Raw genomic sequence first — 23,353 nt, 5'->3', positions numbered from 1 at the left:
TCGCCACCACACGCAAAAAGGTAACCATCATGCATATCGGATTTCTCGGCCTGGGCAACATGGGTGGCCCAATGGCCCGCAACCTGCTCAAGGCCGGCCACAGCCTGACCGTCTTCGATCCCTTCCCCCAGGCGGTCGCCGCCCTGGTCGAGGCCGGCGCCAGCGCCGCTGACTCGCCCGCAGGCGTAGCCAAGGCCGGGGTTGAAGTGATCGTCACCATGCTGCCAACCGCAGACCACGTGAAACAGGTCTATCGCGGCAAGGACGGTCTGCTGGCCAATATTGGCCAAGGCGTGCTGTTGATCGACAGCTCGACCATCGACCCGCTGAGCGCCCGCGAGGTGGCCAAATTCGCCCTTGCCCAAGGCAACCCGATGCTCGACGCGCCGGTCTCCGGTGGCACCGGCGGCGCGACAGCAGGCACCCTGACGTTCATGGTCGGCGGCCCGGTCAGCGTGTACGACCAGGCCCTGCCGATCCTCTCGGCCATGGGCAGGAACATCGTGCACTGCGGCGCGGCCGGTAACGGCCAGGTGGCCAAGATCGCCAACAACATGCTGCTCGGCATCTCCATGGTCGGCGTCGCCGAGGCCATGGCCCTGGGTGTGGCCCTGGGCATGGACGCCAAGGTGCTGGCCGGTGTCATCGGCACCTCCACCGGTCGCTGCTGGAGCTCGGAGATCAACAACCCGTTCCCCGGCGTGCTGGAAAATGCCCCGGCCTCGCGTGGCTACACTGGCGGCTTCGGTACCGACCTGATGCTCAAGGACCTCGGCCTGGCTACCGAAGCCGCCAAACAGGCGCGCCAACCGGTGGTGCTCGGCGCTGCCGCCCAACAGCTGTACCAGACGTTCAGCCTGCAAGGTAATGGCGGCCTGGACTTTTCCGCCATCATCCAAATGTTCCGTGGAGAAGCCCAGGCATGAGCGAGCAGCAAGCCCCGGTGCTGGCCTGCGTGCGCAACCGCATCGGCCACCTGACACTGAACCGGCCCAGCGCGCTGAACACCCTGGACCTGCCCATGGTGACGCTGCTTTGCCGGCACCTGTGGGTCTGGGAACAGGATCCGGACATCGTCGCCATCACCATTCGTGGCGCCGGGGAAAAAGCCTTCTGTGCCGGTGGCGACATTCGCATGCTGTACGACAGTCACAAGGCCGGGGACAACCTGCACGAGCTGTTCCTCGAGGAGGAATACGCCCTGGACGAGTACCTGCATGGCTACTCCAAACCGGTGCTCGCGCTGTTGGACGGTTTCGTCCTGGGTGGCGGCATGGGCCTGGCGCAGGCGGCCTCGCTACGGGTGATCACCGAGCGCACACGCATGGGCATGCCGGAAGTCGGCATCGGCTTTTTCCCCGATGTCGGCGGCAGCTACTTCCTGCCGCGCCTACCCGGTGAGCTGGGTATCTACCTGGGCGTCACCGGCTGCCAGGTGCGTGCGGCTGATGCGCTCTATGCCAACCTGGCCGATTACTACCTGCCCAGCGAGCGACTGGTCGAACTGGACGCCGCCCTGGATCACTTGAACTGGACCCGTGCGCCCGAAGAAGACTTGCAAGCGCTGCTGGCCGGCCTGGCCACCGAGCGTATTGCCGGATCGGAACTCAAGGCTTACCGCCAGGTGATCGATGAATATTTCGCCCTGCCTGATGTGGCGGCGATTCGCAATGCGTTGCAGCGCGAGCAGCGTCCCGAGCTGCGCGACTGGGCCGAACAGACGGTCGAGCTGCTCGACAGCCGCTCACCGCTGGCAATGGCGGCAACCCTGGAACTGTTGCGTCGCGGTCGATACCTGAGCCTGGCCGACTGTTTTGCCCTGGAACTGCACCTGGACTACCAGTGGTTCGACAAGGGCGACCTGATGGAGGGGGTGCGCGCCTTGATCATCGACAAGGACAAGACCCCACGCTGGAACCCGCCAACCCTGGCGGAGCTGGTGCCTGCGCGGGTGCAGGCCTTCTTCAACGATTTCCGCCCGGCCTCTGGCAGACCCCTTCGCACCGCCTGAACGGCAGGAGACTCGCAATGCACGATATCGAATTGACCGAAGAACAACGCATGATCCGCGACATGGCACGCGACTTCGCCCGCAGCGAAGTCGGCCCGCAGGCCCAGGCCTGGGAAAAGGCCGGCTGGATCGATGACGCCGTGGTGGCCCAGATGGGTGAACTGGGCCTGCTCGGCATGGTGGTGCCGGACACCTGGGGTGGCAGTTACACCGACTATGTGGCCTACGCCCTGGCCGTGGAGGAAATCTCCGCCGGCGACGGCGCCCTCGGCGCCTTGATGAGCATCCACAATTCAGTCGGCTGCGGCCCTCTGCTGAAATATGGCAGCCCCTCCCAGCAAGACCGCTGGCTACCGCTTTTGGCCAGCGGCCAGACCATTGGCTGCTTCTGCCTGACCGAGCCACAGGCGGGCACCGAAGCACACAACTTGCGCACTCGCGCCGAATTGCGCGACGGCCAATGGGTACTCAACGGCGCCAAGCAATTCGTCAGCAACGGCAGGCGCGCCAAGCTGGCCATTGTGTTTGCCGTCACCGATCCAGAACTGGGCAAGAAAGGCCTGTCGGCGTTCCTGGTGCCGACCGAAAACCCCGGATTCGTGGTCGACCGCAGCGAACACAAGATGGGCATCAAGGCCTCCGATACCTGCGCGGTGACCCTTGATAACTGCACGATTGCCCAGGACCATTTGCTCGGCGAGCGCGGCAAGGGCCTGGCCATTGCCCTGTCCAACCTTGAAGGCGGCCGCATCGGCATCGCCGCCCAGGCCCTGGGCATCGCCCGCGCCGCCTTTGAGGCCGCGCTGGGGTATGCCCGCGAACGCATCCAGTTCGGCAAGCCGATCATCGAACACCAGAGCGTGTCCAACCTGCTTGCTGATATGCACACCCGACTCAATGCGACCCGCCTGCTGGTGCTGCATGCCGCGCGCCTGAAAAGCGCCGGGCAACCGTGCCTGTCAGAAGCGTCGCAAGCCAAGCTGTTCGCCTCGGAAATGGCCGAGCGCGTGTGCTCCAGCGCCGTGCAGATCCATGGTGGTTATGGCTATCTGGAGGACTACCCGGTGGAGCGCTATTACCGCGATGCGCGCATCACCCAGATCTACGAAGGCACCAGCGAGGTCCAGCGCCTGCTGATCGCCCGCGAACTGGCCCACTACGCCCTCTAAGCCCTTGGCCGCACGCGCCCTGCGTGCCGGCTGCCCGCTTGCCTGCCCCTTCTGGAGTTGCCCATGCCCGGCTTGCGTAATATTCCCATCAGCCGCCGCCTGTGGTTGATCCTGCTGACGTCTATCCTGATGCTACTGATTCTCGCGGGCCTGATGCTCAAGCAGAACCATGACGACCTCTATGCGGCCAAGGCCCTGAAAACCCGGCACGTGGTCGAGACCGCCAGCGGCATCCTGCGCCATTTCCAGAACCTGGAAGGCCAGGGGCTCGATCGTGAGCAGGCGCAACAACAGGCCCGCGCGGTCATACGCGACCTGCGCTACGACCGCGAGGACTACTTCTGGATCGAAGACCTCGACACACGCATGGTCATGCACCCCAATGCCAAGCTCGAAGGCAAGCGCATGGCTGGCACCCGCGACCCTGACGGCAAGGCACTGTTCGACGAGATGGTGACCGTGGCCAACCGCGACGGCTCCGGCCTGGTGCACTACCGTTGGCCAAAGCCGGGCTCCGATGCACCGGTGGAGAAGGTGTCCTATGTCGAACTGTTCAAGCCCTGGGGCTGGATCGTCGGCTCGGGCATCTACATCGACGACGTGCAAGTCGAGTTCCGCCGCCAGCTGATCAAGGCCTTCGTCATTGTGCTGACGATCGCCCTGCTGCTCAGCGCACTGATCCTGCTGATTGCCCGCAGCATCGCCTCGCCGCTGGCGCAGGTGGTCAATGCCATGGAGAACATCGCCAGCGGCGAAGCCGACCTGACCCACAACCTGGACAGTCGCTGGCGCGATGAGCTGACCGCCCTGAGCGGCCACTTCAACGCGTTCACCCGCAAGCTGCGCACGGTGATCGGCCAGTCCATGCAGACCGCCGGCCACCTCGACCAGGCCTCGCAATCGCTCGGCGAAATTGCCAGCAACAGCCAGCGCCACAGCCAACAGCAATCACAGCAGATGGAACTGGTGGCCGCCGCCATCCACGAAGTCTCCCATGCCGTGCAGGAAGTGGCGAAGAACGCCGAGCACGCCGCCAACGAAGTACGCCAGGCCGATGAGCAGGCACGCCAGGGCCAGCACAACATCGACAGCAGCCTGCGCCAGATCGACCAGTTGTCCGAGACCATCGGCCAGGCTGTCGGCGTGATCCAGAGCCTGGCCCAGGAAAGCACGCAGATCGGCAGCGTGCTGGAAGTGATCCGCGCCATCGCCGAGCAGACCAACCTGCTGGCGCTGAACGCTGCCATCGAGGCGGCGCGCGCTGGCGAACAGGGTCGCGGCTTCGCCGTGGTGGCCGACGAAGTGCGCCTGCTGGCCCAGCGCACCCAGCAGTCCACCGCGCAGATCCAGGGCATGATCGAACGCCTGCAGGGCAACTCCGAAGCGGCGGTAGCGGTCATCAATGCCAGCAGCCAGGCCGCCCGAGAAACCGTGGTGCAGGCCCGCGAAACCGGTGAAAGCCTGCACCTGGTCATCACCGCGCTGCGCAACCTCACTGAACTGAACGCCTCGATTGCCAGTGCCACCCTGGAGCAATCCCACGTGGTCGAGGACATCAACCAGAATGTCACCCACGCCGCCTCGCTGGCCCAGGAGAATGCCCTGGCAGCGGATCAGTCCAACGAGGCCAGCCGGCATCTGGGTGAACTGGCGAGCCAGCTCAATCGGTTGTTGGGGCAGTTCCGCCTATGAATGGGATGAACACCGATGGGGCCATCGACCAGATGCCCCCCTCGCGCTATCTGGAAACCCGGCAAAAAGCCCTTGAGCTCTTTGCCCGATGTGGTTTCAGCCGGGTAAGCATGCGCGACCTGGCCGCTTACCTGGGGATCAAGGTCGGCTCCATTTACAACCACATCGATAGCAAGGAAGCACTGCTGTTCGAATTGATCGAGGAACTCTACGAACAGTTGCTGCACGGCGCCAGTCTGGTGAACCGGCGCAAGTCCGCACCCGCTGTGCGACTGCACGCGCTGCTGGAGGCGCACCTGCTGCTGCATGAGCGCATGGGCGCGCATTTTCGCCTGGCCGAGCATGACCTCCATTGCCTGGACAGCGAACAGCAGGCCTCGATCCTGGCCTTGCGTCGGCGCTACGAGGAACACCTGGTGGTGACGATAGAGCAGTTCACCGGTGTGCCGGTGAGCATCGCCCTGCGCTCGACCTTGAGCGGCATCGTGTCCCTGCTCAACCAATTGCCGGCCTGGATCGCAGACTCGCCGGCAAGCAAGGGAGCCCGTCGCAAGCTGCTGCATGACATGGTCATGGGCGCCCTGCAGGGTGCGTTGCAGGCGACGCCTGCCGGCGGTTCCGGGTTCCAGGCTGCTGTACCCAGAGCGTCATGATCGGCCGCAGCAATGCATGGGTGGTCAGCGTCAAGGTGACCTGCAACTGCCCTTCGCGATCAATCAACGGCACGCTCAATACACGCATGCCCACTTCGTATTCCTGGTCCACCGGCACGTAGCCACGTTGCACCGTTAAGGCGATTTCGGCGCGGATCACAGTCAACCCGTTGCAGGCAGGCGGCCAGGGTACCGAACACCCCACCGCCGCAACAGTGACAGCACCGGACAAGGCCATTACAATTTGATTAACATCCAGCGACTTGAGCGATTGAATACCCCATGGAAAGCAAGACTGCGCGCCTCACTGTGCTCATTGATCCCGTCAAGAAAAAAGCTTTCGAGGAACTCTGTGCAGCACAAGACCTGACGCCTTCGCAGGTGGTCCGCCAACTGATTCGTGACTACCTGGACACTCACGGCGCCAGCTATTCGACCAAGAGCAAGCATGCCACCAGCACCAAGTCATAACCAAGACGGGCAGTAGTCTCTAGAGAGTCGACGTACCCTCTACGTGACTGACAGCTTTAGCCAACGCAGTGTTGAAGTCGGCGTGGTAATGCTCCGGACCAATTTCTTGCAGGATACCCACCCTATCGAGCTTGTTGAGCACCTTCGTGTTCGCTTCGCAGAGCTTCACCACGATATGCCGCTTGTGCAGCTGCTGAATAACCTCCTCCAACACTTGCAAGCCCGTGATATCCATAAACGGTACGCGCTTCAGGCGGATAATCAGCAGGTTTGGGTCAGTGTGGGTCTGTGCTATCACACGCTCGAAGGTCTCGGCCGCAGCAAAAAACAATGGCCCTTCAATCGTATAAATCAAAAGCCCTGGCGGTAGGCGAGTATGACCATTGGTCCTCAGCTCTTCTTCAAGCTCGTGCTCCACGACCTGTTGCACTTCCACCGATGAGGCCATGCGGCGCATGAAGTGCAGCATCGCAAGAATGACGCCGATATTCACGGCGATCACCAAGTCACTGAACACAGTGAGGCTGAAAGTGATGAGCAGGATGGATACGTCTGCGCGTGGGGCTCGTTGGACCATGCGTTTGAAGTGCTTCAACTCGCTCATGTTGTATGCGACCACGAAAAGAATGGCAGCCAGGGCGCACAGTGGGATGTTTGAGGCTAGAGGTGCCAGGAACAGAACAATAAGCACCAAGGTGACCGCATGCGTAATGCCGGCCAGCGGGCTCGTACCGCCGTTACGTATATTGGTTGCAGTACGGGCAATGGCCCCGGTAGCTGCAAAGCCGCCAAACAATGGTGTGACCAGGTTGGCGACGCCCTGACCGATCAGCTCCTGATTGGAATCGTGCTTGGTGCCCGCCATGCCATCGGCCACCATCGCCGACAGCAGCGATTCGATTGCTCCAAGCATGGCGATAGTGAACGCCGGACCAATCAAATCGATGACGCGGGACGGCGTAATTTCAGGCAGGCTCAACGCTGGCAAGCCTTGAGGTATACCACCGAATGCACTGCCAATCGTGGCTACCCCCTCGAAATGAAAGGTTGACTGTATTGCTGTAGCGACCGCCATTGCGACTAGCGGGCCAGGCACCCGTTTGAGACCGGGAATTCTGGACGCGGTGATGACCAGGAAAAGGCTAAGTACCGCCAGCAGGGTGGTGGCCATGTGAAGATCCGGCAGGGCCTGTAGCAGATGCCAGAGCTTTTCATGGAAATGCTCTCCACTTATCGTCGGTAAACCGAAAAAGTCTTTCCATTGCCCGACCCAGATGATCACACCGATGCCCGCGGTGAATCCGACAATCACCGGGTCGGGGATAAACTTGATGATCGCACCGAGCCGTGCCATCCCCAGCAATAACAAGATGGCCCCCGCCATCATCGTGGCGATTTGCAGACCGTCAACGCCATGCTTGGCCGTGACCCCCGCCAGAATCACGATGAACGCACCTGTCGGTCCGGCAATCTGCAAGCGGCTTCCCCCAAAGAGTGAAACCAGCAGACCACCGATGATCGCGGTGTAAATGCCTTGCTCAGGTTTGACGCCCGATGCAATGGCAAACGCCATTGCCAGAGGGAGCGCCACGACCCCGACGATCACGCCAGACACCATATTGCGAAGCCAGTGTCCTCGCCCCAACAACCCCGCCTTCCATGCCTCACCTATCGCAATCATGGCTAGCCCCTCAGTGGATGCATGTGCATAATATTAACATACAGTGATAATTGAAATGCCCTGGATCCACTGCCTCGAGCGGCTGGAGATGTTTATAGTGAAAGCTCAGATGGAGCTGGGCGGGCATGCACTGCAAATAGATAATTTTGAGAGCGCGCGTAGCGTGGTGGCAGACATGAATCGTAAAACTGTGCAAACCAAACATGCCGAAGGCGTGACCTTCGACACCCATGTGATCGCAAACCCGACCAACCCCAAGGAGTGGATAGTGTTCTTCAAGAAGGACGCTGGCAGGAGTTATTTCCTGGTTGATGACAACGAGGAGGTCGAGTCTTTTGGGCATCTGGATGACTTGATCGCCGAGCTTCGAGACCTGGGCCTCAAGACCGCTGAAATCCACTTTTAGCCCTTGGATCACGCCTTGGAGACATGATCATGTCAGTGAAGATCTTCACGATGATGAGGGTTCGTCGACAGACCGTTGAACATCCTTTCGGAACGCTCAAGTACTGGATGGGAAGTACCTACTTCCTGACCAGTGCCTCGGCATTCAGGCTCGCCAGCCCACAATCGGCCGATAGCTGCCCTCGGCAATCGTCCACTTCGGGTCGACTGCAACCTTCCCCACAGGCAACACCATCGCCCTACAGCGTCATGATCGGCCGCAGCAATGCCTGGCCTTCATACAAGGTCGACAGATAACGTTCGCGCATTTGCTCCACGGTCATGCGCGATGCATGGGTGGTCAGCGTCAAGGTGGCCTGCAACTGCCCTTCGCGATCAATCAACGGCACGCTCAATACACGCATGCCCACTTCGTATTCCTGGTCCACCAGCACGTAGCCACGTTGCGCCGCCAAGGCGATTTCGGCGCGGATCCGCTTTTCATCGGTGAGCGTGTAGGGCGTGATCGCCTGTGGTGGGTTGCGTTCGAAATACGCATCGAGCGCCTGTGCAGACAGGCTCGCCAGCCAGAGCCGGCCACTGCCGGTGCAATACATGGGCACCCGTGAGCCAGGTCGAATCGACATCGAGGTGATGTGGCTGTAGCGGCTGCGCACCACATGCACGATGTCATCCCCGTCGCGAATGCCCACCGACACATGCTCCTGGGTGGTTCGCGCCACCTGTTCGACGATCGGCCGCAACATGCGCGGCAGCACGGCCGAATCGACATAAGCCTGGCCGATGCGCAAGGTCTTGGCGGTCAGCCAGTAGAAGCGCCCATCGGTCTGTGCGAAGTCGTCATGCACCAGTGTCAGCAAGAAACGCCGGGCGGCGCTCTGGGTCATGTCGGCCATGCGCGCCACCTCGGGCACACTCAGGCGTGGATGCTCCTGGGAAAATAACTGAAGCAACGCCAGGCCCTTCTGCAGGCCGACGATCAGATCCCGTTGATGGATGGTGGGCTGCTTCATCGCGACGACTCTTATTCAGGCAGTTAGTGCGATTATCGCATTAGCGACGCGATTATCAACGTAAACGCCCGGCAGCTTGATTGTCCGCCTCCCTCCCCGCTCGCACTATCGGCCACACAACACAGCCAATAAGCGGGAGCATCAAATGATTCAGGGTTCGACTGAACTGGTCGCCATCGTCGGCTCGCCTGTGACACAGGTCAAATCGCCGGAAAACTTCAACCGCTGGTTCGCTGAGCACCGGCAAAACGTTGCCATGCTGGCCATCGACCTGGCGCCGACCGCCCTGCAGAACTTCGTCGAGACCTTGCGTGGCTGGCAAAACCTGCGCGGCTGCGTGGTCACCGTCCCCTACAAACAACTGCTGGCCGGCCGCCTCGACAGCGTCAGTGCGCGCTCGGCGGCGCTGGGCTCGGTCAACGTGATCCGGCGCGAGGCCGACGGCCGGCTGGTGGGCGATATCGTCGACGGCGAAGGCTTTCTCAGTGCGGCGCGCCAGCAGGGTTTCAATCCGCGGGACAAACAGGCGCTGGTGATCGGCACCGGCGGTGTCGGCAGTGCGATTGCTTATTCACTGTGCCAGGCCGGGGTCAGTCATCTGGTCATCAGCGACTTGAACGCGGAGCGCGTCGAGATGCTCGGCGAACTGTTGCGCGGTGCTTTTCCGGAAATCGTGATCAGCGCCAGCCCCGCCTCGCTCGAACACTTCGACCTGGTGGTCAACGCCTCGCCGGTCGGCATGGGTGCCACCAGCGATGAGGGCCCGCTGCCGTTGCCGCCGGCTCTGATGCAAACCCTGCAAGCGTCGACGCTGGTCGCCGATGTCGTGACTTCGCCGGCCATCACGCCGTTTCTTGCCTTCGCCCGACTGCGCGGTTGCCCGATCCAGACCGGCCCGCAAATGGCCCTGGCGCAACTGGGCAACCTCGGCCACTTCATGGGCGTGACTCCGCTGCAGATCTGATCTGCGGCCGTGTCCTCCAGAGGCGATAGACAATGAACATGACAACAACCCAGTTCCCTGCCGGTGCCGACCTGACCTACGACGTGATTGTCCTGGGCAGCGGCGCCGCCGGTTTCGCTGCGGCGGTGACCGCCAGTTGCCGCGGCCTCAAGGTCTTGCTGGTGGAAAAGACCGAAGCCTTCGGCGGCACCTCGGCGATTTCCGGCGGCGCGGTCTGGCTGCATGACACCGATCAGGCCCGGGCCGCCGGACACCACCTGAGCGCCGACCAGATGCGCCGCTACCTCAAGGAAGTGATAGGTGCCGGCTACAACCCGGTGCTGATCGACTCCTTCATCGACAATGGCCGCCAAGCCTTGAGTTTTCTGCAAACCCACAGCGAGCTCAAGTACAGCCTGCGGCCACTGTCGCCCGATTATTACCCGGACTTGCCCGGCGGCACGCAAACCGGTCGCGCCCTGGAAATCGACGAGTACGACGGGCGCAAGCTCGGGGAGCACTTCAAGGACCTGAAGCGCCCCCCGGACGGCATGCTGCTGTTCGGCGGCATGATGGTCAATCGTGTCGACATCCAGCATTTCCTCAGCTTCAAGCGCTCGCCAGAATCGCTCTGGCATTGCCTGAAGCTGATAGGCCGATATGCCCTGGATCGCCTCAGCCATCCACGCGGCACGCGCCTGACCGTGGGCAATGCCTTGATCGCCCGGCTGGCGACCACCGCTTTCGCCAATGGCGTCGACTTGTGGCTCGAAGCGTCGCCCGAGGCCCTGCTTGTCGAACAGGGAAGCGTAAAGGGCGTGCAGATCACCTGGCGCGGACAAACCCGCAAGGTATGGGCCAAGGGTGGCGTGGTATTGGCCATGGGCGGATTTGCCGCCGGCGCTCAAGCCGCGGGGCAGCGTCCCGCGACGGACGCGGAACACTGGAGCATGTCGCCAGCGGCCAACGTGGGTGACGGACAGCGACTGGCCGCTTCGGTCAACGCTGCCATCGGCGACAACCTGTCGGCGAACTTCTTCTGGGCGCCGGTCTCGGTGCTGCGCAAGGCCGACGGTGGCATCGAGCGTTTTCCGCACCTGGTGACCGATCGGGCCAAACCCGGTGTGATCGCGGTCAACCGCGCCGGGCAACGTTTCGTCAACGAGTCGGACTCCTACCACTGCTTCGTCGAAGGCATGTTCGCAGGCGGCGGCGCCAATGCGCCCTGCTGGCTGATCTGCGACAGCGAAGCCTTGAATCGGTACGGCATGGGCCTGGCCCGTCCGCGACCGGTCGACAACAGCGCATTGATCGAAGCCGGTTATCTGCTGCGCGCCGACAGCCTTGCCGAACTGGCCCTCATTGCCGGCATCGATGCCACTGCCCTGGAGCAGACCCTGGCGCAGTTCAATGCCGATGCAGCCCTTGGCGTCGATCGTCAGTTCGGCAAAGGCAGCAGCGCCTACAACCGCTACATGGGCGACCCGCTTCACGGCCCCAACCCGTGCCTGAAGCCGCTGCAAAAGGCGCCGTACTACGCCATTCGCCTGTTTACCGGTGATCTCGGCTCCGCCCGCGGACTGGTCACCAACGGCCAGGCCAACGTGCTCGATCGCAGCGGCGCACCGATCCCCGGCCTGTACGCCGCCGGCAACGAAATGAATTCGATCATGGATGGTACCTACCCCGGTCCCGGCATCACCCTCGGCCCGGGCATCACCTTCGGTTACCTCGCCGCCAGTGATATCGCAACCCGTCTTGAGCCCTACACAACCCAACAATCCTGCTCTGGAGAACCGCATGTACTACGAACTGCGCACCTACACGATTAAACCGACCCGCCTCGGCGACTGGCTGGCCCTGTACAAAAACGCGGCACTGGCCGTGCAGCAGGAGCACCTGGGCAACCTGGTCGGTTTCTTCACCACCGAAATCGGTGAGGTCAACCAGGTGGTGCACATCTGGGCCTATACCAGCCTCGACGATCGCATGACCCGGCGCACCGCCATGGCAGCCGATCCGCGCTGGCAGGACTTTGCCCGGCAGAACAAGGAACTCGACGCCGTGGTAACGCTGGAGTCGCGCCTGCTGCGCCCGACCGACTTTTCACCGTTGCAGTAACCGTCATCCTGTTGAGCCGCTGCCACCAGGGAGCGGCCAGCCCTCTAAAACAAACAACAATGGAGGTCGCCATGAGCGTCTTGCCGTCGATGAATGTCGACGACCTTATCTGTGATGTCCTGGTCATCGGTTCCGGCGCGTCGGGCCTGGCGGCTGCCGTCACCTGCGCCGAGCTTGGCCTCGACGTCATAGTGGTAGAAAAAGAACCCGTGCTCGGCGGTACCAGTGCCTGGTCGGGTGGCTGGCTGTGGATCCCTCGCAACCCGCTGGCAGTCGCCGAAGGCACGGTCGAAGAGCTCGAACAAGCACGGACCTACCTGCGCCATGAACTGCACACCGATGTGCTCGACCCGCGCCTGGAGATGTTCCTCGAACAAGGCCCGAAGATGGTCGAGTTTTTTCAGCGCCATACCGACGTGCAATTTTTCTCCGGCAGCAAGATGCCGGACTTTCATGCCAGCGAAGGTCATGCCAGCGGCGGTCGCTCGCTCTGCGCCCTGCCGTTCGATGGCCGTCGACTGGGTCCCTGGATCAACAAGCTACGGCGTCCGCTGGACCTCATCAGCCTTGGCGGAATGGGGATTGCCGGCGGCGCCGATCTCAACCATTTCCTCAATGCAACCCGGTCCGCAAGATCAATGCTGTATGCCGGCAAACGCCTGCTGCGCCATGCCCGCGACCTGATATGCCACGGCCGGGGCATGCACCTGGTGAACGGCAATGCCCTGGTGGCCCGACTGTTGAAAAGCGCCCTGGACCGCAACGTCCGCCTGCTGACCGACACGCCGGTGCATGAGCTGCTGCGTGAGGATCAGCGTGTGGTTGGCGCCCGTATCGAGCACAGCGCACGCCGGCTCGACATCCGCGCACGACGGGGTGTGGTGATGGCCTGTGGCGGATTCCCCCACGACCGGCAACGCATTGCCCGGCAGTTCGCCCATGCCCCCGATGGCAGCGCACACTTGAGCGCTGCCCCCAAGGGCAATACCGGCGACGGCTTGCGCCTGGGTGAAAGCGTCGGCGCGAGCGCCGCCTGCGACCTGGCGCATGCCGCGGCGTGGGCACCGGTCTCTCGCGTGCCACGGGAGGACGGAGGCTTCAGTGCTTTTCCACACTTGATGGAGCGGGCTAAACCGGGTTTTCTCGCGGTGCGCCAGGATGGTCGACGCTTCGTTAACGAAGCAGACTCCTACCATGACTACATGTGCGCACTGTTCGATGCCTGCGGACCGGGAGAAAACCCGGTGTCCTGGTTGATCTGCGACCACCGCGCCCAGCGGCGCTATGGCCTGGGCTGGTCCAGACCCTTTCCGTTCCCGACAGCGTCATATGTGCGCAAGGGCTATCTGTTCAAGGACGCAACCCTGGCGGGACTGGCACGCCAGTGCGCAATCGATGCACAGCAACTGCAGGCCACGGTCGATACCTTCAACCAGTTTGCCGAGAAAGGCTGCGATCCGCAGTTTCGCCGCGGTGAGTCGCTGTACAACAAAAACCAGGGGGAGATTCTCCAGGGTCCCAACCCGTCCCTGGGCAGCCTGCGCCAAGCCCCCTTCTACGCCGTAAAGCTGGTGCCTGGCAGTCTCGGTACCTTCGCCGGGCTGCACACCGATGCCTGTGCCCGGGTGCTGGACAAAAACGAGGCGCCGATCCCGGGATTGTTCGCCGTGGGCAATGACATGAACAGCATCATGAACGGTTATTACCCCAGCGGTGGCATCACCCTCGGGCCGGGCATGACGTTCGGCTACATTGCCGGAAGAACACTTGCAGGCTCTATTGCGTGTCGGTGAGTGCCGAATCTGGAAGGTGCCGGGCAGCGCGAGGGATCAACGCAACTTCAGCGGATCGACCATCTGCGCCGCGATGGCCATGCCCACCAGGTCCGGCAACGTGTTGGCCTGCATGCGCTTCATGACGCGCGCGCGATACAGATCAACGGTTTTTGCACTCACGCCCAGTTGTTCCGCGATTTCGCGGGTGGTGTAACCCTGCACCAACGGCAACAGGATATCGCGCTCGCGCGGGGTCAAGGTCAGCAAACGCGCCTGCAAGGCTTCGTGGCCCTGGTTACCCGAACGGTTGGCGGCACAGTTGCTGAGCGCCTGTTGCACGCTGTCCAGCAACAGCTGTTCGTTGTAAGGCTTCTCGATAAAATCATGGGCACCGGCCTTGAACGCGCGCACCACGATCGGCACATCCGCATGCCCGCTGACGAAGATGATCGGCAGGTTCAGTTGGCGTACGCGCATTTCTTCCTGCACGTTCAAGCCGCCCATACCGGGCATGCGAACGTCCAGCAGCACGCAGGCATCGAGGCTTGCGTCGCAAGCTTCGAGGAACGCGATGCCACTGGTAAACGGCAAGGCCTTGAGCCCGACCGACTCCAGTAACCAGACCGTCGATTCGAGCATGCCCTGGTCATCATCGACCACATACACAACGTGCTCCGTTACACCTGCCATTACCTGATTCCTATTGTTGTTTTGTTGGGCCGGCAAGCGGCAAGCGGCAACACATCAGCAACCCGGCAGGCTGGCGCCGGGCATTCAATTCGCCACCGAAACCTTCAATGATACTGCGGCTCATGGACAGACCGAGCCCCAAGCCATCGGCCTTGCTGGTGTAGAAAGGGGTAAATATCTGCTCCAGTTCCGGTTCGCTGACGCCCGGCCCCTGGTCTCGCACATGGATTTCCACACAGGCGCCATTGCCTTGCTCCACGGCCATCACGATCAGCGAAGGCTGCCCGGGGTGTTGCTCACGGTTGGCGTCGATGGCATTGCGCAACAAGTTGAGCAGTACCTGTTCCAGCAACACGCGGTCGGCATAAACGGGTGGCAGATTATCCGGCAGCCGATCCTCGATTGTCACTTGGCAATTACTCGCCTCCCAGGCACACAAACGCACGGCTTCGCGGGCGACATCAGTCAGATTCAGCGCCTGCATGCGACGCTGTCCCTTGCGCAAAAAGGAGCGTAGCCGCCGGATCACTTCAGAAGCGTGGGTGGCATGATGGGTAATGCGCTCCAGGCCCTGGGTGACTCTTGCCGCAGCCTGGGGATTGGAGTCCAGCGTCTGCAGGTAACGCTGGCTCGCGTTCGCGTAATTGACCACGGCAGCCAGCGGCTGGTTGATTTCGTGGGCGATCCCCGAAGCCAGTTCGCCGAGAGTGACCAACCGTGCGGTGTGGGCCAGTTCGTCCTGATGATGGCGCTGTTGCACTTCGCGCAGCTCACGCTCGGTCATGTCGCGCGCGACCAATGAGTAATACCGCTCGCCGCTGGCGCAGCGGTGCGCCAACAGTACCAGCGACACCGGCACCGATGTGTCGCCGCCCGGGGGTTGCAGCCGCGCATCGGTGCTCCAGACACCGTCGCGCTCGGCGCTCCTCCAGCCGTCGCATTGCAGGCGCGCAAGGTCGCCGCTTGCAAACAACGCGGCCAGGGCCGGCATGGGTTGTTGCTCATCAATCCCCAGAATGCGGCGCGCGGCGGGATTGAGGTAGGTGACTTGGCCCTCGGGAGCGATGAACAATACCGGATCGATGTTGGCCTCGACCACTTCGGCCAGGCGCCGCTTGTTCTCCTCGGCCTGCACTCGGGCCGTGATGTCCCGGGATACGCTGACGATTTCGACCACCGCCCCGGTGTAGGTTTCCCGGATCGACCGGCTGGCCGTTTCGAACCACAGGTAATGGCCGTCGCGATGGCGGATGCGATAAGTCATGGTGTGATAGCCATCCTGCTCCAGTGCATCGCGCGCGCGCTGCACGAGGCCGGCCAGATCCTGGCCATGAAACAGGCCCTGGGCCATTTGCCCGCGCAACTCTTCGGGCCAATAACCGAGCAAGGTCCAGGATGCCGGTGACGCATCGATAACGCGCCCTTCGGGAGTGTGGCGGGAAATCAGGTCGGTGGTGTTTTCGATGATCAGCCGGTACAGCCGTCGTGCGGTAGCCGCTTCACGCTCCGCCAACACTTGCGCCGTAGCGTCGCGGCAACGGGCGAGCACTCGGTTGTCCTGGGGATCGGGGATAAACGTCCAGATCAGTATCTGCGACTCGAACTGAGCCTCGACGCCCTCGACAGCGCGTTGCTGGTCCAGGCAGGCACGCACCAGCACCCGATGATTGACCGGTAAAAAGCCCAACACATCCGTCAGCGATTTCTCGGCGAGCAGCGCCATCAGTGCCGCATTGAACTCCAGCGGTCGACCTTGCGCATCGAGCAACAGGCTCGGTTGCGGATCGTGGCCTAGCAGGGGCGAACCGCGCAGCATGCCGTTGACGCTGCTCAGCAACGTCGTCAGCAAATCCTGCACCCAGCCCAGCCAATCGAGGCTCACGCCCTCGCGCACTTGCACCAGCAACAAGCCCGGCTGCCCAGGCTGCAAGGCCAGGTCAAATGCCTGGCCATGGCTGATCCCGGCCCGGCGCAACCGGCCGGACAACCAGCAATCGAGTTGACGGACGTGAGCCAGGTCCAGGCGCCCGGCCTCCACCAGATGCTCATGGAGCAACTGATCGCTGGCCAGCGCAGGATCGCCAAGTCCCGGCGGAAAATGCTGGGCGGCACCCTCATGGCTGTAGATCCGCGCATTGGGCTGCCAACTCAGGTAAACCGCCCGCTGCACCTCAGGGCAATCCTGTAGCGCGCGACACAACGCATCGGCCCGGGCGGCCAGAGACACACCCTCGCGCTGCAAGCGCAACCAACTGTGCAATCGAACGGGAGTCAGAGTCATTGCGGGTCCACTTTGTCAGGGTACCCAGCATATACCAGGCATGGAGGGTTAGCGGCACTGATTTGGAGTTAAGAAGAATTTGATATGGTACATATACTATACTACATAGGTTCTACTTCCATATTCGAAGCAGATTGTTATATAACGTCATCCGGACTTTGAAGGTGACCTTGGCGACTGCGCTGCCAGGTCAACCATAGAGCTAACAATCAGCCATCGAGTACCCGCACATGTCTATCTATGACCAAGGCCTAGGCCCTTCGGCTGTCAATCACATTGCCCTGTCTCCGCTCAGTTTCATCGAGCGCACCGCCAGTACTTACCCGAACCACCCTGCCGTTATCCACGGTTCGATTCGCCGCACCTGGGCGCAGACCTATACCCGTTGCCGACGCCTGGCCTCGGCGCTGGCCGGACGCGGTATCGGCAAGGACGACACGGTGGCGGTGATGCTGCCCAACATTCCCGAGATGCTTGAAGTGCATTTCGGTGTGCCGATGATCGGCGCCGTGCTCAACCCGCTCAACGTTCGACTGGATGCCGAGGCGATCGCATTCATGCTGCAGCATGGCGAGGCCAAGGTGCTGATTACCGACCGCGAGTTCCATGACGTGATCAAGGCGGCGCTTGGCATGCTCGATCACCCGCCTCTGGTGATCGACGTCAATGACCCGGAATACGGTGAAGGCCAGGCCGCGAGCGACCTGGACTACGAAGCGCTGTTAGCCGAAGGCGACCCGGCGTTCGACTGGAAATGGCCGGCCGACGAGTGGCAAGCCATTTCGCTGAATTACACGTCAGGCACCACCGGCAATCCCAAGGGCGTGGTCTACCACCATCGCGGTGCTTACCTGAGCGCACTGGGCAACCAGATGACCTGGGCCATTGGCAACCATCCGGTGTACCTCTGGACTTTGCCGATGTTCCATTGCAATGGCTGGTGCTATCCATGGACCATCACCGCCCTGGCGGGTGTGCACGTTTTCCTGCGCCGGGTCGATCCGCAGAAAATCCTCACGCTGATCCGCGAACATCAGGTCACTCACCTGTGCGGGGCGCCAATCGTGCTCAATGCACTGGTAAACATGCCCGAATCGGCAAAAGCGGCCATCGATCACCCGGTCAATGCCTTGGTCGCGGGCGCTGCGCCCCCGGCCAAAGTGATCGGTGCCGTCGAAGAGATGGGCATCAAGGTCACGCACGTGTTTGGCCTGACCGAAACCTATGGCCCAGTGACGGTCTGCGCCTGGCACGCCGAATGGGATGAGTTTTCCCTGGAGCAGCGGGCGCAAATCAAGTCACGACAGGGCGTGCGTTACCCGACGCTGGAAGGCGTGATGGTCGGCGATTGCACAACGCTGGAGCCCACCCCGCGTGACGGCCAGACGATCGGTGAGATCTTCCTGCGCGGTAACACCGTGATGAAGGGCTACCTGAAGAACCCGACCGCCACTGCCGAAGCGTTCGAAGGCGGCTGGTTCCACACGGGTGACCTGGCCGTCTGGCACCCCGACGGTTATGTCGAGATCAAGGACCGGCTCAAGGACATCATCATCTCGGGCGGCGAGAACATTTCCACCATCGAGCTCGAAGGTGTGCTCTATCGCCACCCGGCTGTGATGGAAGCCGCCGTGGTCGCCCGTCCCGATGAGAAATGGGGCGAAACACCCTGCGCCTTCGTAACCTTGAAGGCTGACCATCAGGACGTTCGCGAGGCTGACATCATCAGTTTCTGCCGTGAGCACCTGGCCGGATTCAAGGTACCGCGCACAGTGGTTTTCACGCTCTTGCCCAAGACGTCCACAGGCAAGATCCAGAAGTACGTGTTGCGCGACCGGGCCAAGACGCTCTAACCCCCTCTGACATTGCATCCATCGAGCAGCAGGTGTTTGACCTGCTGCCAGGGGTTCGTGCAGGCCGAATTCGGCGGTGCCGTGCCCACTCACACTGAAAACAAAAACAATGTGGAGCTAGCGATGATCGACATCCATTCAACCGATACCCAACGTTGCGAACGCATTCGGCGCAACCCGAAATTCCTTCAACTGGTGAGCAGTCGTTCACGCCTGGCCTGGTCGTTGAGTGCCATCGTACTGGGCACCTACTACCTGTTCATGCTGGTGGTGGCTTTTGCCCCGCAGTGGCTGCATGCCCCCCTGGGCGAGCAGCGAATGTTGACCTTGGGCATGCCGGTTGGCGCGGCAATCATCGTGTTTTCCTGGTTACTGACCGGTTGGTATGTCTACAGCGCCAACACCCGCTTTGACGCCTTGGGCGCAGCCATTATCGAGGAGAGCAAGTGATGAGCCTGTTGCATAAACTGATCCTTGCCGCTACCGGCCTGCTGCCCGCCTCCATTGCGCTCGCCGCGCCAGCGATGGGCGTGGTGGAAAAGCAACCACTGAACCTGAACGCGATCGGCATGTTTTTCGTGTTCGTCCTCGGCACGCTGGCCATCACTGGGTGGGCCGCACGCCAAACCAGAACCACCTCGGACTTCTACACGGCAGGCGGTGGTATCACCGGGTTTCAGAATGGCCTGGCAATTGCCGGCGACTACATGTCCGCAGCCACCCTGCTGGGGCTTTCCAGCCTGGTGTTCGCCAAGGGTTACGATGGTTTCATCTATACCATCGGCTTCTTCGTCGGCTGGCCCATCATTACCTTCCTGATGGCCGAGCGTCTGCGCAACCTCGGACGCTATACTTTCGCGGACATCGTTTCCTATCGACTGGACCAGAACAAGGTGCGGATCTTCGCGGCCTTTGGCTCGCTCACGGTGGTGTGCTGCTACCTGATCGTGCAGATGGTCGGTGCCGGCCAACTGATCAAATTGCTGTTCGGCCTCGACTACCCGGTTGCAGTGATGATCGTTGGTGCGTTGATGCTGATCTACGTGATCTTCGGCGGAATGATCGCCACGACCTGGGTCCAGATCATCAAGGCTGTGCTGCTGCTCGTCGGTGGCACCACCCTGGCGGTCATGGCCATGTCGCAGTTCGGTTTCAGCTACGAAACCCTGGCCGACAAAGCCGTCAAGGTTCACGCCAGTGGCTGGAACATCATGGGCCCGGGCTCAATGCTCGCCGACCCCATAAACACCGTGTCGATGTCGCTGGGCCTGGTGTTCGGGATTGCCGGATTGCCACACATCCTGATGCGCTTCTTCACCGTGCCCAGCGCCAAGGAAGCCCGCAAGTCGGTGTTCTACGCCACCGGTTTCATCGGCTTCTTTTTTCTCGTGGTCTGCACCCTGGGTTTTGTCGCAATGGTGATCATAGGCACCGATGCGCAGTACTACGTCAATGGGCAAATCGGCGGTGCCTTGATCGGCGGCGGCAACATGGTCGCCATGCATCTGGCCAGGGCGGTCGGCGGGGATCTGTTCTTCGGTTTCCTCGCTGCTGTAGCGTTCGCCACCATCCTGGCGGTGGTGTCCGGCTTGGCGCTGGCCGGTGCTTCGGCGATTTCCCATGACCTCTACGCCACCGTGTACAAGAAAGGAGGCGCGAACGAGAAACAGGAAATGCGCGTGACCCGCATGGCCACTGTCGGCCTGGGCATCATCGCGATTGTGCTGGGCATCGTGTTCGAGAAGATGAACGTCGCCATTCTGGTGGGCCTGACGTTCGGCATCGCCGCTTCGACCAACTTTCCGGTGCTGATCATGGCCATGTACTGGAAAGGCCTGACGACCAAAGGCGCGATCCTGGGCGGTTTCGCCGGCCTGATCTGCGCGCTGGCACTGGTCATCCTGTCCCCACCTGTCTGGGTGACCGTACTCGGTCATGCCCAAGCGATCTTCCCGTACGACCACCCAGCGCTGTTCTCCATGCCGCTGGCCTTCCTGGTGATCATCGTGGTGTCCAGGCTCGACCGCAGTGCGCGCGCCGACAAGGAGCGTGACGCCTACGCCGACCAGTTCGTTCGAGCCCAGACCGGCCTCGGCGCCGCCAGCGCCAGCAGCCATTGACTGAAGGGGCACAGCCCGCCTTTGCGGCGCTGTGCCCGAGACACAACCGTCCCAACGAGGTTCACGTTATGCCCCAATTCAAAGCCCCCTTGCGCGACATGCGCTTTGTACTGCACGAAGTGTTCGATGCCCCGGCCATGTGGGCGCGCCTGCCGGCTCTGGCCGACAGCATCGACGCCGATACGGCAGACGCCATTCTCGAGGAGGCGGCAAAAGTCACCGCGCACCTGATTGCGCCGCTCAATCGCAGCGGTGACGAAGAAGGCGCGCAGTGGCATGAGGGACGAGTCACTACCCCCATCGGTTTCAAACAGGCTTATGCAACCTACATTGAAGGCGGTTGGGTGGGACTGTCCGGCAATGCCGAGTTCGGTGGCATGGGGATGCCGAAAATGCTGGCGGTGCAATTCGAAGAGATGCTCTACGGCGCCAACTCGAGTTTTGCCCTGTATTCGGCATTGAGTTCCGGTGCCTGCCTGGCACTGGATGCCCACGCCAGCGACGCCCTGAAAAACCTCTATCTGCCACCGATGTATGAAGGCCGCTGGGCCGGCTCCATGTGTCTGACCGAGGCCCATGCCGGCACCGACCTGGGGCTCATCCGCACCCGCGCCGAGCCTCAGGCTGACGGCAGCTACAAGATCACCGGCAGCAAGATTTTCATCACCGGGGGCGATCAGGACCTGACCGAAAACATCGTTCATCTAGTACTGGCCAAACTGCCGGACGCGCCTGCCGGTCCAAAAGGCATTTCGCTGTTTGTCGTGCCCAAGATCCTGGTCAATGCCGACGGTTCCCTCGGCGCTCCCAACGCGGTGAGTTGCGGTTCGATCGAACACAAGATGGGCATCAAGGCTTCCGCCACCTGCGTGATGAACTTCGACGGCGCCGGTGGCTGGCTGGTCGGTGAGGAGAACAAAGGCCTGGCGGCGATGTTCACCATGATGAATTACGAACGCCTGTCCATTGGTATCCAGGGCATCGGCTGCGCCGAGGCGTCCTACCAGAGTGCTGTCGCCTACGCCCGTGAACGCATCCAGAGTCGGGCACCCACAGGCATCGTGGCGCCGGACAAACTCGCCGACCCGATCATCGTTCACCCGGATGTGCGGCGGATGCTGCTCGGTATGAAAGCCATGACCGAAGGTGGTCGCGCGTTCGCCAGTTATGTCGGGCAACAACTGGACCTGGCAAAGTTTTCCCGTGATGCCAGCGAGCGCGATAGCGCGCAGGTCCTGGTTGCGCTGCTGACGCCAGTGGCCAAGGCTTTTTTTACCGACACAGGCCTGGAAAGCTGCATCAACGGCCAGCAGGTTTTCGGCGGTCATGGCTACATCCGCGAATGGGGCCAGGAACAATTGGTCCGTGATGTGCGCATTGCACAGATCTACGAAGGCACCAATGGCATCCAGGCACTGGACCTGCTCGGACGCAAGGTACTGGCCGATAAATGCGCTGCGCTTGGCCAGTTCACCGGCCAGATTCGCCGCTTCGCCGCCCAGCCCGATGCCCCCTATGCCACACAGCTGCTCGACGCCGTGCAGCGGCTCGAAGACATCAGCGACTGGCTACACGACAGGGCCGCAACCAACCGCAACGAAGTCGGTGCTGCCTCGGTGGAGTATTTGCACCTGTTCGGTTACGTCGCCTACGCCTGGCTCTGGTCGCGCATGGCCCAGGTTGCCCGTAAAAAACGCAACGAAGACGAAATTTTCTATGACGCGAAAATCGCCACCGCCGATTTTTACTTCCACCGCTTGCTACCACGCACGTTGGGCCTTGAACAATCCATTCGGGCCGGCAGTGCCTCGTTGTATGGCCTGAGCGCTGAACAGTTCTGACATCGAACCGACGCCACGTAAAAAAACGCCCGCCTTTGGGCATGGGCGTTTTTCCCAATAACCCTTGGTGCTCTGGCAGGCGTTGCGCAAATTACAGAGGCACCCTAGAACTTTTCCCTGTTTGTCGGTCTATTTGGATAGGCACATTCGCTCGTAAGCGCGAACCCGCAGGTTTCGCGCAACCGGATGGCCACACGCCCAATTGTCAATCAGAGGTTGTCTTCGCTCATGAAATTCCATGATCCACGGATGGTGCTCTTCGGACTGTTCGCGCTCGCGGCAATGGGCTCGGCATCAGCCACACAGATGAAGACGCCAACTCCTGTTGTCGCAACGCAAGTCACAGCCATTGAGGCCCCTGCCCCGGCCGCCGCCAACCCTTGGCCGACCTTGGCCAGCATGACCGGCAAGCAGCCGTTGCTCGCCCATGACGACCGCTACTGGCACGACGGCCGTTGGCACAGTCGCCGGGACGATTGGCGCCGAGACGAATGGCGCAGGGCCCAGTGGCGCAGAGAACAAGCCCGCCGAGAAGCTGAACGCCGTGATTGGGAGCGCCACCGCGACCGCGACCGCGCCATGCACCACCGCTACGACGACGATCGCCGCTACTATCGTCGCTAGTGCCACGCCA

The 23,353-nt window shown here is 61.7% G+C and carries 20 protein-coding genes and 3 pseudogenes; 18 read left to right on the top strand and 5 right to left on the bottom strand.

Annotated features, from left to right (window positions below; all coding sequences use genetic code 11):
- The first annotated feature begins 29 nt into the window (after nucleotides 1-29).
- The 6 genes and pseudogenes from mmsB (at nucleotide 30) to ACIO0C_RS19010 (ending at nucleotide 5,525) form a co-directional block, all read left to right on the top strand.
- Complete coding sequence (mmsB, locus tag ACIO0C_RS19035; protein ID WP_401314535.1) at nucleotides 30-926, top strand: 3-hydroxyisobutyrate dehydrogenase; 897 nt, start codon at nucleotides 30-32, stop codon at nucleotides 924-926.
- Entirely contained in the window at nucleotides 923-2,011 is a 1,089-nt protein-coding gene (locus tag ACIO0C_RS19030; RefSeq protein ID WP_401314534.1) for an enoyl-CoA hydratase/isomerase family protein, read from the top strand. The genes mmsB and ACIO0C_RS19030 overlap by 4 nt, the downstream gene beginning before the upstream one ends.
- A gap of 17 nt (nucleotides 2,012-2,028) precedes the next feature.
- Nucleotides 2,029-3,180: an acyl-CoA dehydrogenase family protein gene (locus tag ACIO0C_RS19025; RefSeq protein ID WP_401314532.1), complete on the top strand. Its 1,152-nt coding sequence runs from the start codon at nucleotides 2,029-2,031 to the stop codon at nucleotides 3,178-3,180.
- Between the two features lie 63 nt (nucleotides 3,181-3,243).
- A pseudogene (locus ACIO0C_RS19020) lies at nucleotides 3,244-4,014 on the top strand (cache domain-containing protein); the annotation flags it as partial.
- A gap of 30 nt (nucleotides 4,015-4,044) precedes the next feature.
- Nucleotides 4,045-4,872, top strand: coding sequence for a methyl-accepting chemotaxis protein (locus ACIO0C_RS19015; protein WP_401314599.1), 828 nt, complete (start codon nucleotides 4,045-4,047; stop codon nucleotides 4,870-4,872).
- A 5-nt stretch (nucleotides 4,873-4,877) separates the two neighbouring features.
- Nucleotides 4,878-5,525 (top strand): TetR family transcriptional regulator, encoded by a 648-nt coding sequence (locus ACIO0C_RS19010; protein ID WP_401314530.1) that lies wholly within the window; start codon nucleotides 4,878-4,880, stop codon nucleotides 5,523-5,525.
- Here the strand turns inward: ACIO0C_RS19010 and ACIO0C_RS19005 are convergent.
- Nucleotides 5,443-5,643, bottom strand: a pseudogene (locus ACIO0C_RS19005) (hypothetical protein); the annotation flags it as partial. The gene ACIO0C_RS19010 and the pseudogene ACIO0C_RS19005 overlap by 83 nt on opposite strands.
- A 164-nt stretch (nucleotides 5,644-5,807) precedes the next feature.
- On the opposite strand from ACIO0C_RS19005, the gene ACIO0C_RS19000 reads away from it, so the two are divergent.
- Nucleotides 5,808-5,996: a ribbon-helix-helix protein, CopG family gene (locus ACIO0C_RS19000; RefSeq protein WP_007988436.1), complete on the top strand. Its 189-nt coding sequence runs from the start codon at nucleotides 5,808-5,810 to the stop codon at nucleotides 5,994-5,996.
- A 19-nt stretch (nucleotides 5,997-6,015) separates the two neighbouring features.
- Here the strand turns inward: ACIO0C_RS19000 and ACIO0C_RS18995 are convergent, their stop codons facing one another.
- Nucleotides 6,016-7,677 (bottom strand): SulP family inorganic anion transporter, encoded by a 1,662-nt coding sequence (locus ACIO0C_RS18995; RefSeq protein WP_401314528.1) that lies wholly within the window; start codon nucleotides 7,675-7,677, stop codon nucleotides 6,016-6,018.
- Nucleotides 7,678-7,852: 175 nt separating this feature from the next.
- Here ACIO0C_RS18995 and ACIO0C_RS18990 point away from each other — a divergent pair, with 175 nt between their 5' ends.
- A complete protein-coding gene (locus tag ACIO0C_RS18990; protein ID WP_033039294.1) occupies nucleotides 7,853-8,083 on the top strand; it encodes a hypothetical protein in 231 nt (76 codons plus the stop codon).
- Nucleotides 8,084-8,133: 50 nt separating this feature from the next.
- Nucleotides 8,134-8,379: pseudogene (locus ACIO0C_RS18985) on the top strand (hypothetical protein); the annotation flags it as partial.
- Here the strand turns inward: ACIO0C_RS18985 and ACIO0C_RS18980 are convergent.
- Nucleotides 8,322-9,095, bottom strand: a complete 774-nt coding sequence (locus ACIO0C_RS18980; RefSeq protein WP_401314526.1) for an IclR family transcriptional regulator C-terminal domain-containing protein — start codon at nucleotides 9,093-9,095, stop codon at nucleotides 8,322-8,324. The pseudogene ACIO0C_RS18985 and the gene ACIO0C_RS18980 sit on opposite strands and share 58 nt — an antisense overlap.
- Before the next feature lie 145 nt (nucleotides 9,096-9,240).
- Here ACIO0C_RS18980 and ACIO0C_RS18975 point away from each other — a divergent pair, with 145 nt between their 5' ends.
- The 4 genes from ACIO0C_RS18975 (at nucleotide 9,241) to ACIO0C_RS18960 (ending at nucleotide 13,952) form a co-directional block, all read left to right on the top strand.
- Nucleotides 9,241-10,059, top strand: a complete 819-nt coding sequence (locus tag ACIO0C_RS18975) for a shikimate dehydrogenase family protein (RefSeq protein ID WP_401314524.1) — start codon at nucleotides 9,241-9,243, stop codon at nucleotides 10,057-10,059.
- Nucleotides 10,060-10,091: 32 nt separating this feature from the next.
- Nucleotides 10,092-11,870, top strand: coding sequence for an FAD-dependent oxidoreductase (locus ACIO0C_RS18970; protein WP_401314523.1), 1,779 nt, complete (start codon nucleotides 10,092-10,094; stop codon nucleotides 11,868-11,870).
- On the top strand, nucleotides 11,839-12,159 hold the full coding sequence (locus tag ACIO0C_RS18965; RefSeq protein WP_401314521.1) for an NIPSNAP family protein: 321 nt from the start codon (nucleotides 11,839-11,841) through the stop codon (nucleotides 12,157-12,159). The genes ACIO0C_RS18970 and ACIO0C_RS18965 overlap by 32 nt, the downstream gene beginning before the upstream one ends.
- 71 nt (nucleotides 12,160-12,230) lie before the next feature.
- Entirely contained in the window at nucleotides 12,231-13,952 is a 1,722-nt protein-coding gene (locus ACIO0C_RS18960; protein WP_401314519.1) for an FAD-dependent oxidoreductase, read from the top strand.
- Between the two features lie 36 nt (nucleotides 13,953-13,988).
- On the opposite strand, the gene ACIO0C_RS18955 is transcribed toward ACIO0C_RS18960, so the two are convergent.
- Nucleotides 13,989-14,624: a response regulator transcription factor gene (locus ACIO0C_RS18955; protein ID WP_401314517.1), complete on the bottom strand. Its 636-nt coding sequence runs from the start codon at nucleotides 14,622-14,624 to the stop codon at nucleotides 13,989-13,991.
- Nucleotides 14,625-14,634: 10 nt separating this feature from the next.
- On the bottom strand, nucleotides 14,635-16,905 hold the full coding sequence (locus ACIO0C_RS18950) for a PAS domain S-box protein (protein WP_401314516.1): 2,271 nt from the start codon (nucleotides 16,903-16,905) through the stop codon (nucleotides 14,635-14,637).
- Nucleotides 16,906-17,135: 230 nt separating this feature from the next.
- Here ACIO0C_RS18950 and ACIO0C_RS18945 point away from each other — a divergent pair, with 230 nt between their 5' ends.
- From ACIO0C_RS18945 to ACIO0C_RS18925, 5 genes are all read left to right on the top strand, one after another.
- Nucleotides 17,136-18,758, top strand: coding sequence for an acyl-CoA synthetase (locus ACIO0C_RS18945; protein WP_401314514.1), 1,623 nt, complete (start codon nucleotides 17,136-17,138; stop codon nucleotides 18,756-18,758).
- A gap of 123 nt (nucleotides 18,759-18,881) precedes the next feature.
- Nucleotides 18,882-19,208, top strand: a complete 327-nt coding sequence (locus ACIO0C_RS18940; protein ID WP_272605493.1) for a DUF485 domain-containing protein — start codon at nucleotides 18,882-18,884, stop codon at nucleotides 19,206-19,208.
- Nucleotides 19,208-20,878, top strand: a complete 1,671-nt coding sequence (locus ACIO0C_RS18935; protein WP_401314512.1) for a cation acetate symporter — start codon at nucleotides 19,208-19,210, stop codon at nucleotides 20,876-20,878. Before ACIO0C_RS18940 ends, ACIO0C_RS18935 begins: the two co-directional genes overlap by 1 nt.
- 68 nt (nucleotides 20,879-20,946) lie before the next feature.
- Nucleotides 20,947-22,719, top strand: a complete 1,773-nt coding sequence (locus ACIO0C_RS18930) for an acyl-CoA dehydrogenase C-terminal domain-containing protein (protein ID WP_401314510.1) — start codon at nucleotides 20,947-20,949, stop codon at nucleotides 22,717-22,719.
- Between the two features lie 228 nt (nucleotides 22,720-22,947).
- Nucleotides 22,948-23,343 carry a hypothetical protein gene (locus ACIO0C_RS18925; protein WP_401314508.1) on the top strand — a complete coding sequence of 132 codons (396 nt, stop codon included), beginning with the start codon at nucleotides 22,948-22,950 and terminating at the stop codon, nucleotides 23,341-23,343.
- Nucleotides 23,344-23,353 lie beyond the last annotated feature (10 nt).

Origin of the sequence: Pseudomonas sp. NPDC087336, from assembly GCF_044744285.1 — a bacterium.
Classification (GTDB): Bacteria; Pseudomonadota; Gammaproteobacteria; order Pseudomonadales; family Pseudomonadaceae; genus Aquipseudomonas.
This window is presented reverse-complemented; position numbering and strand designations above follow the sequence as displayed.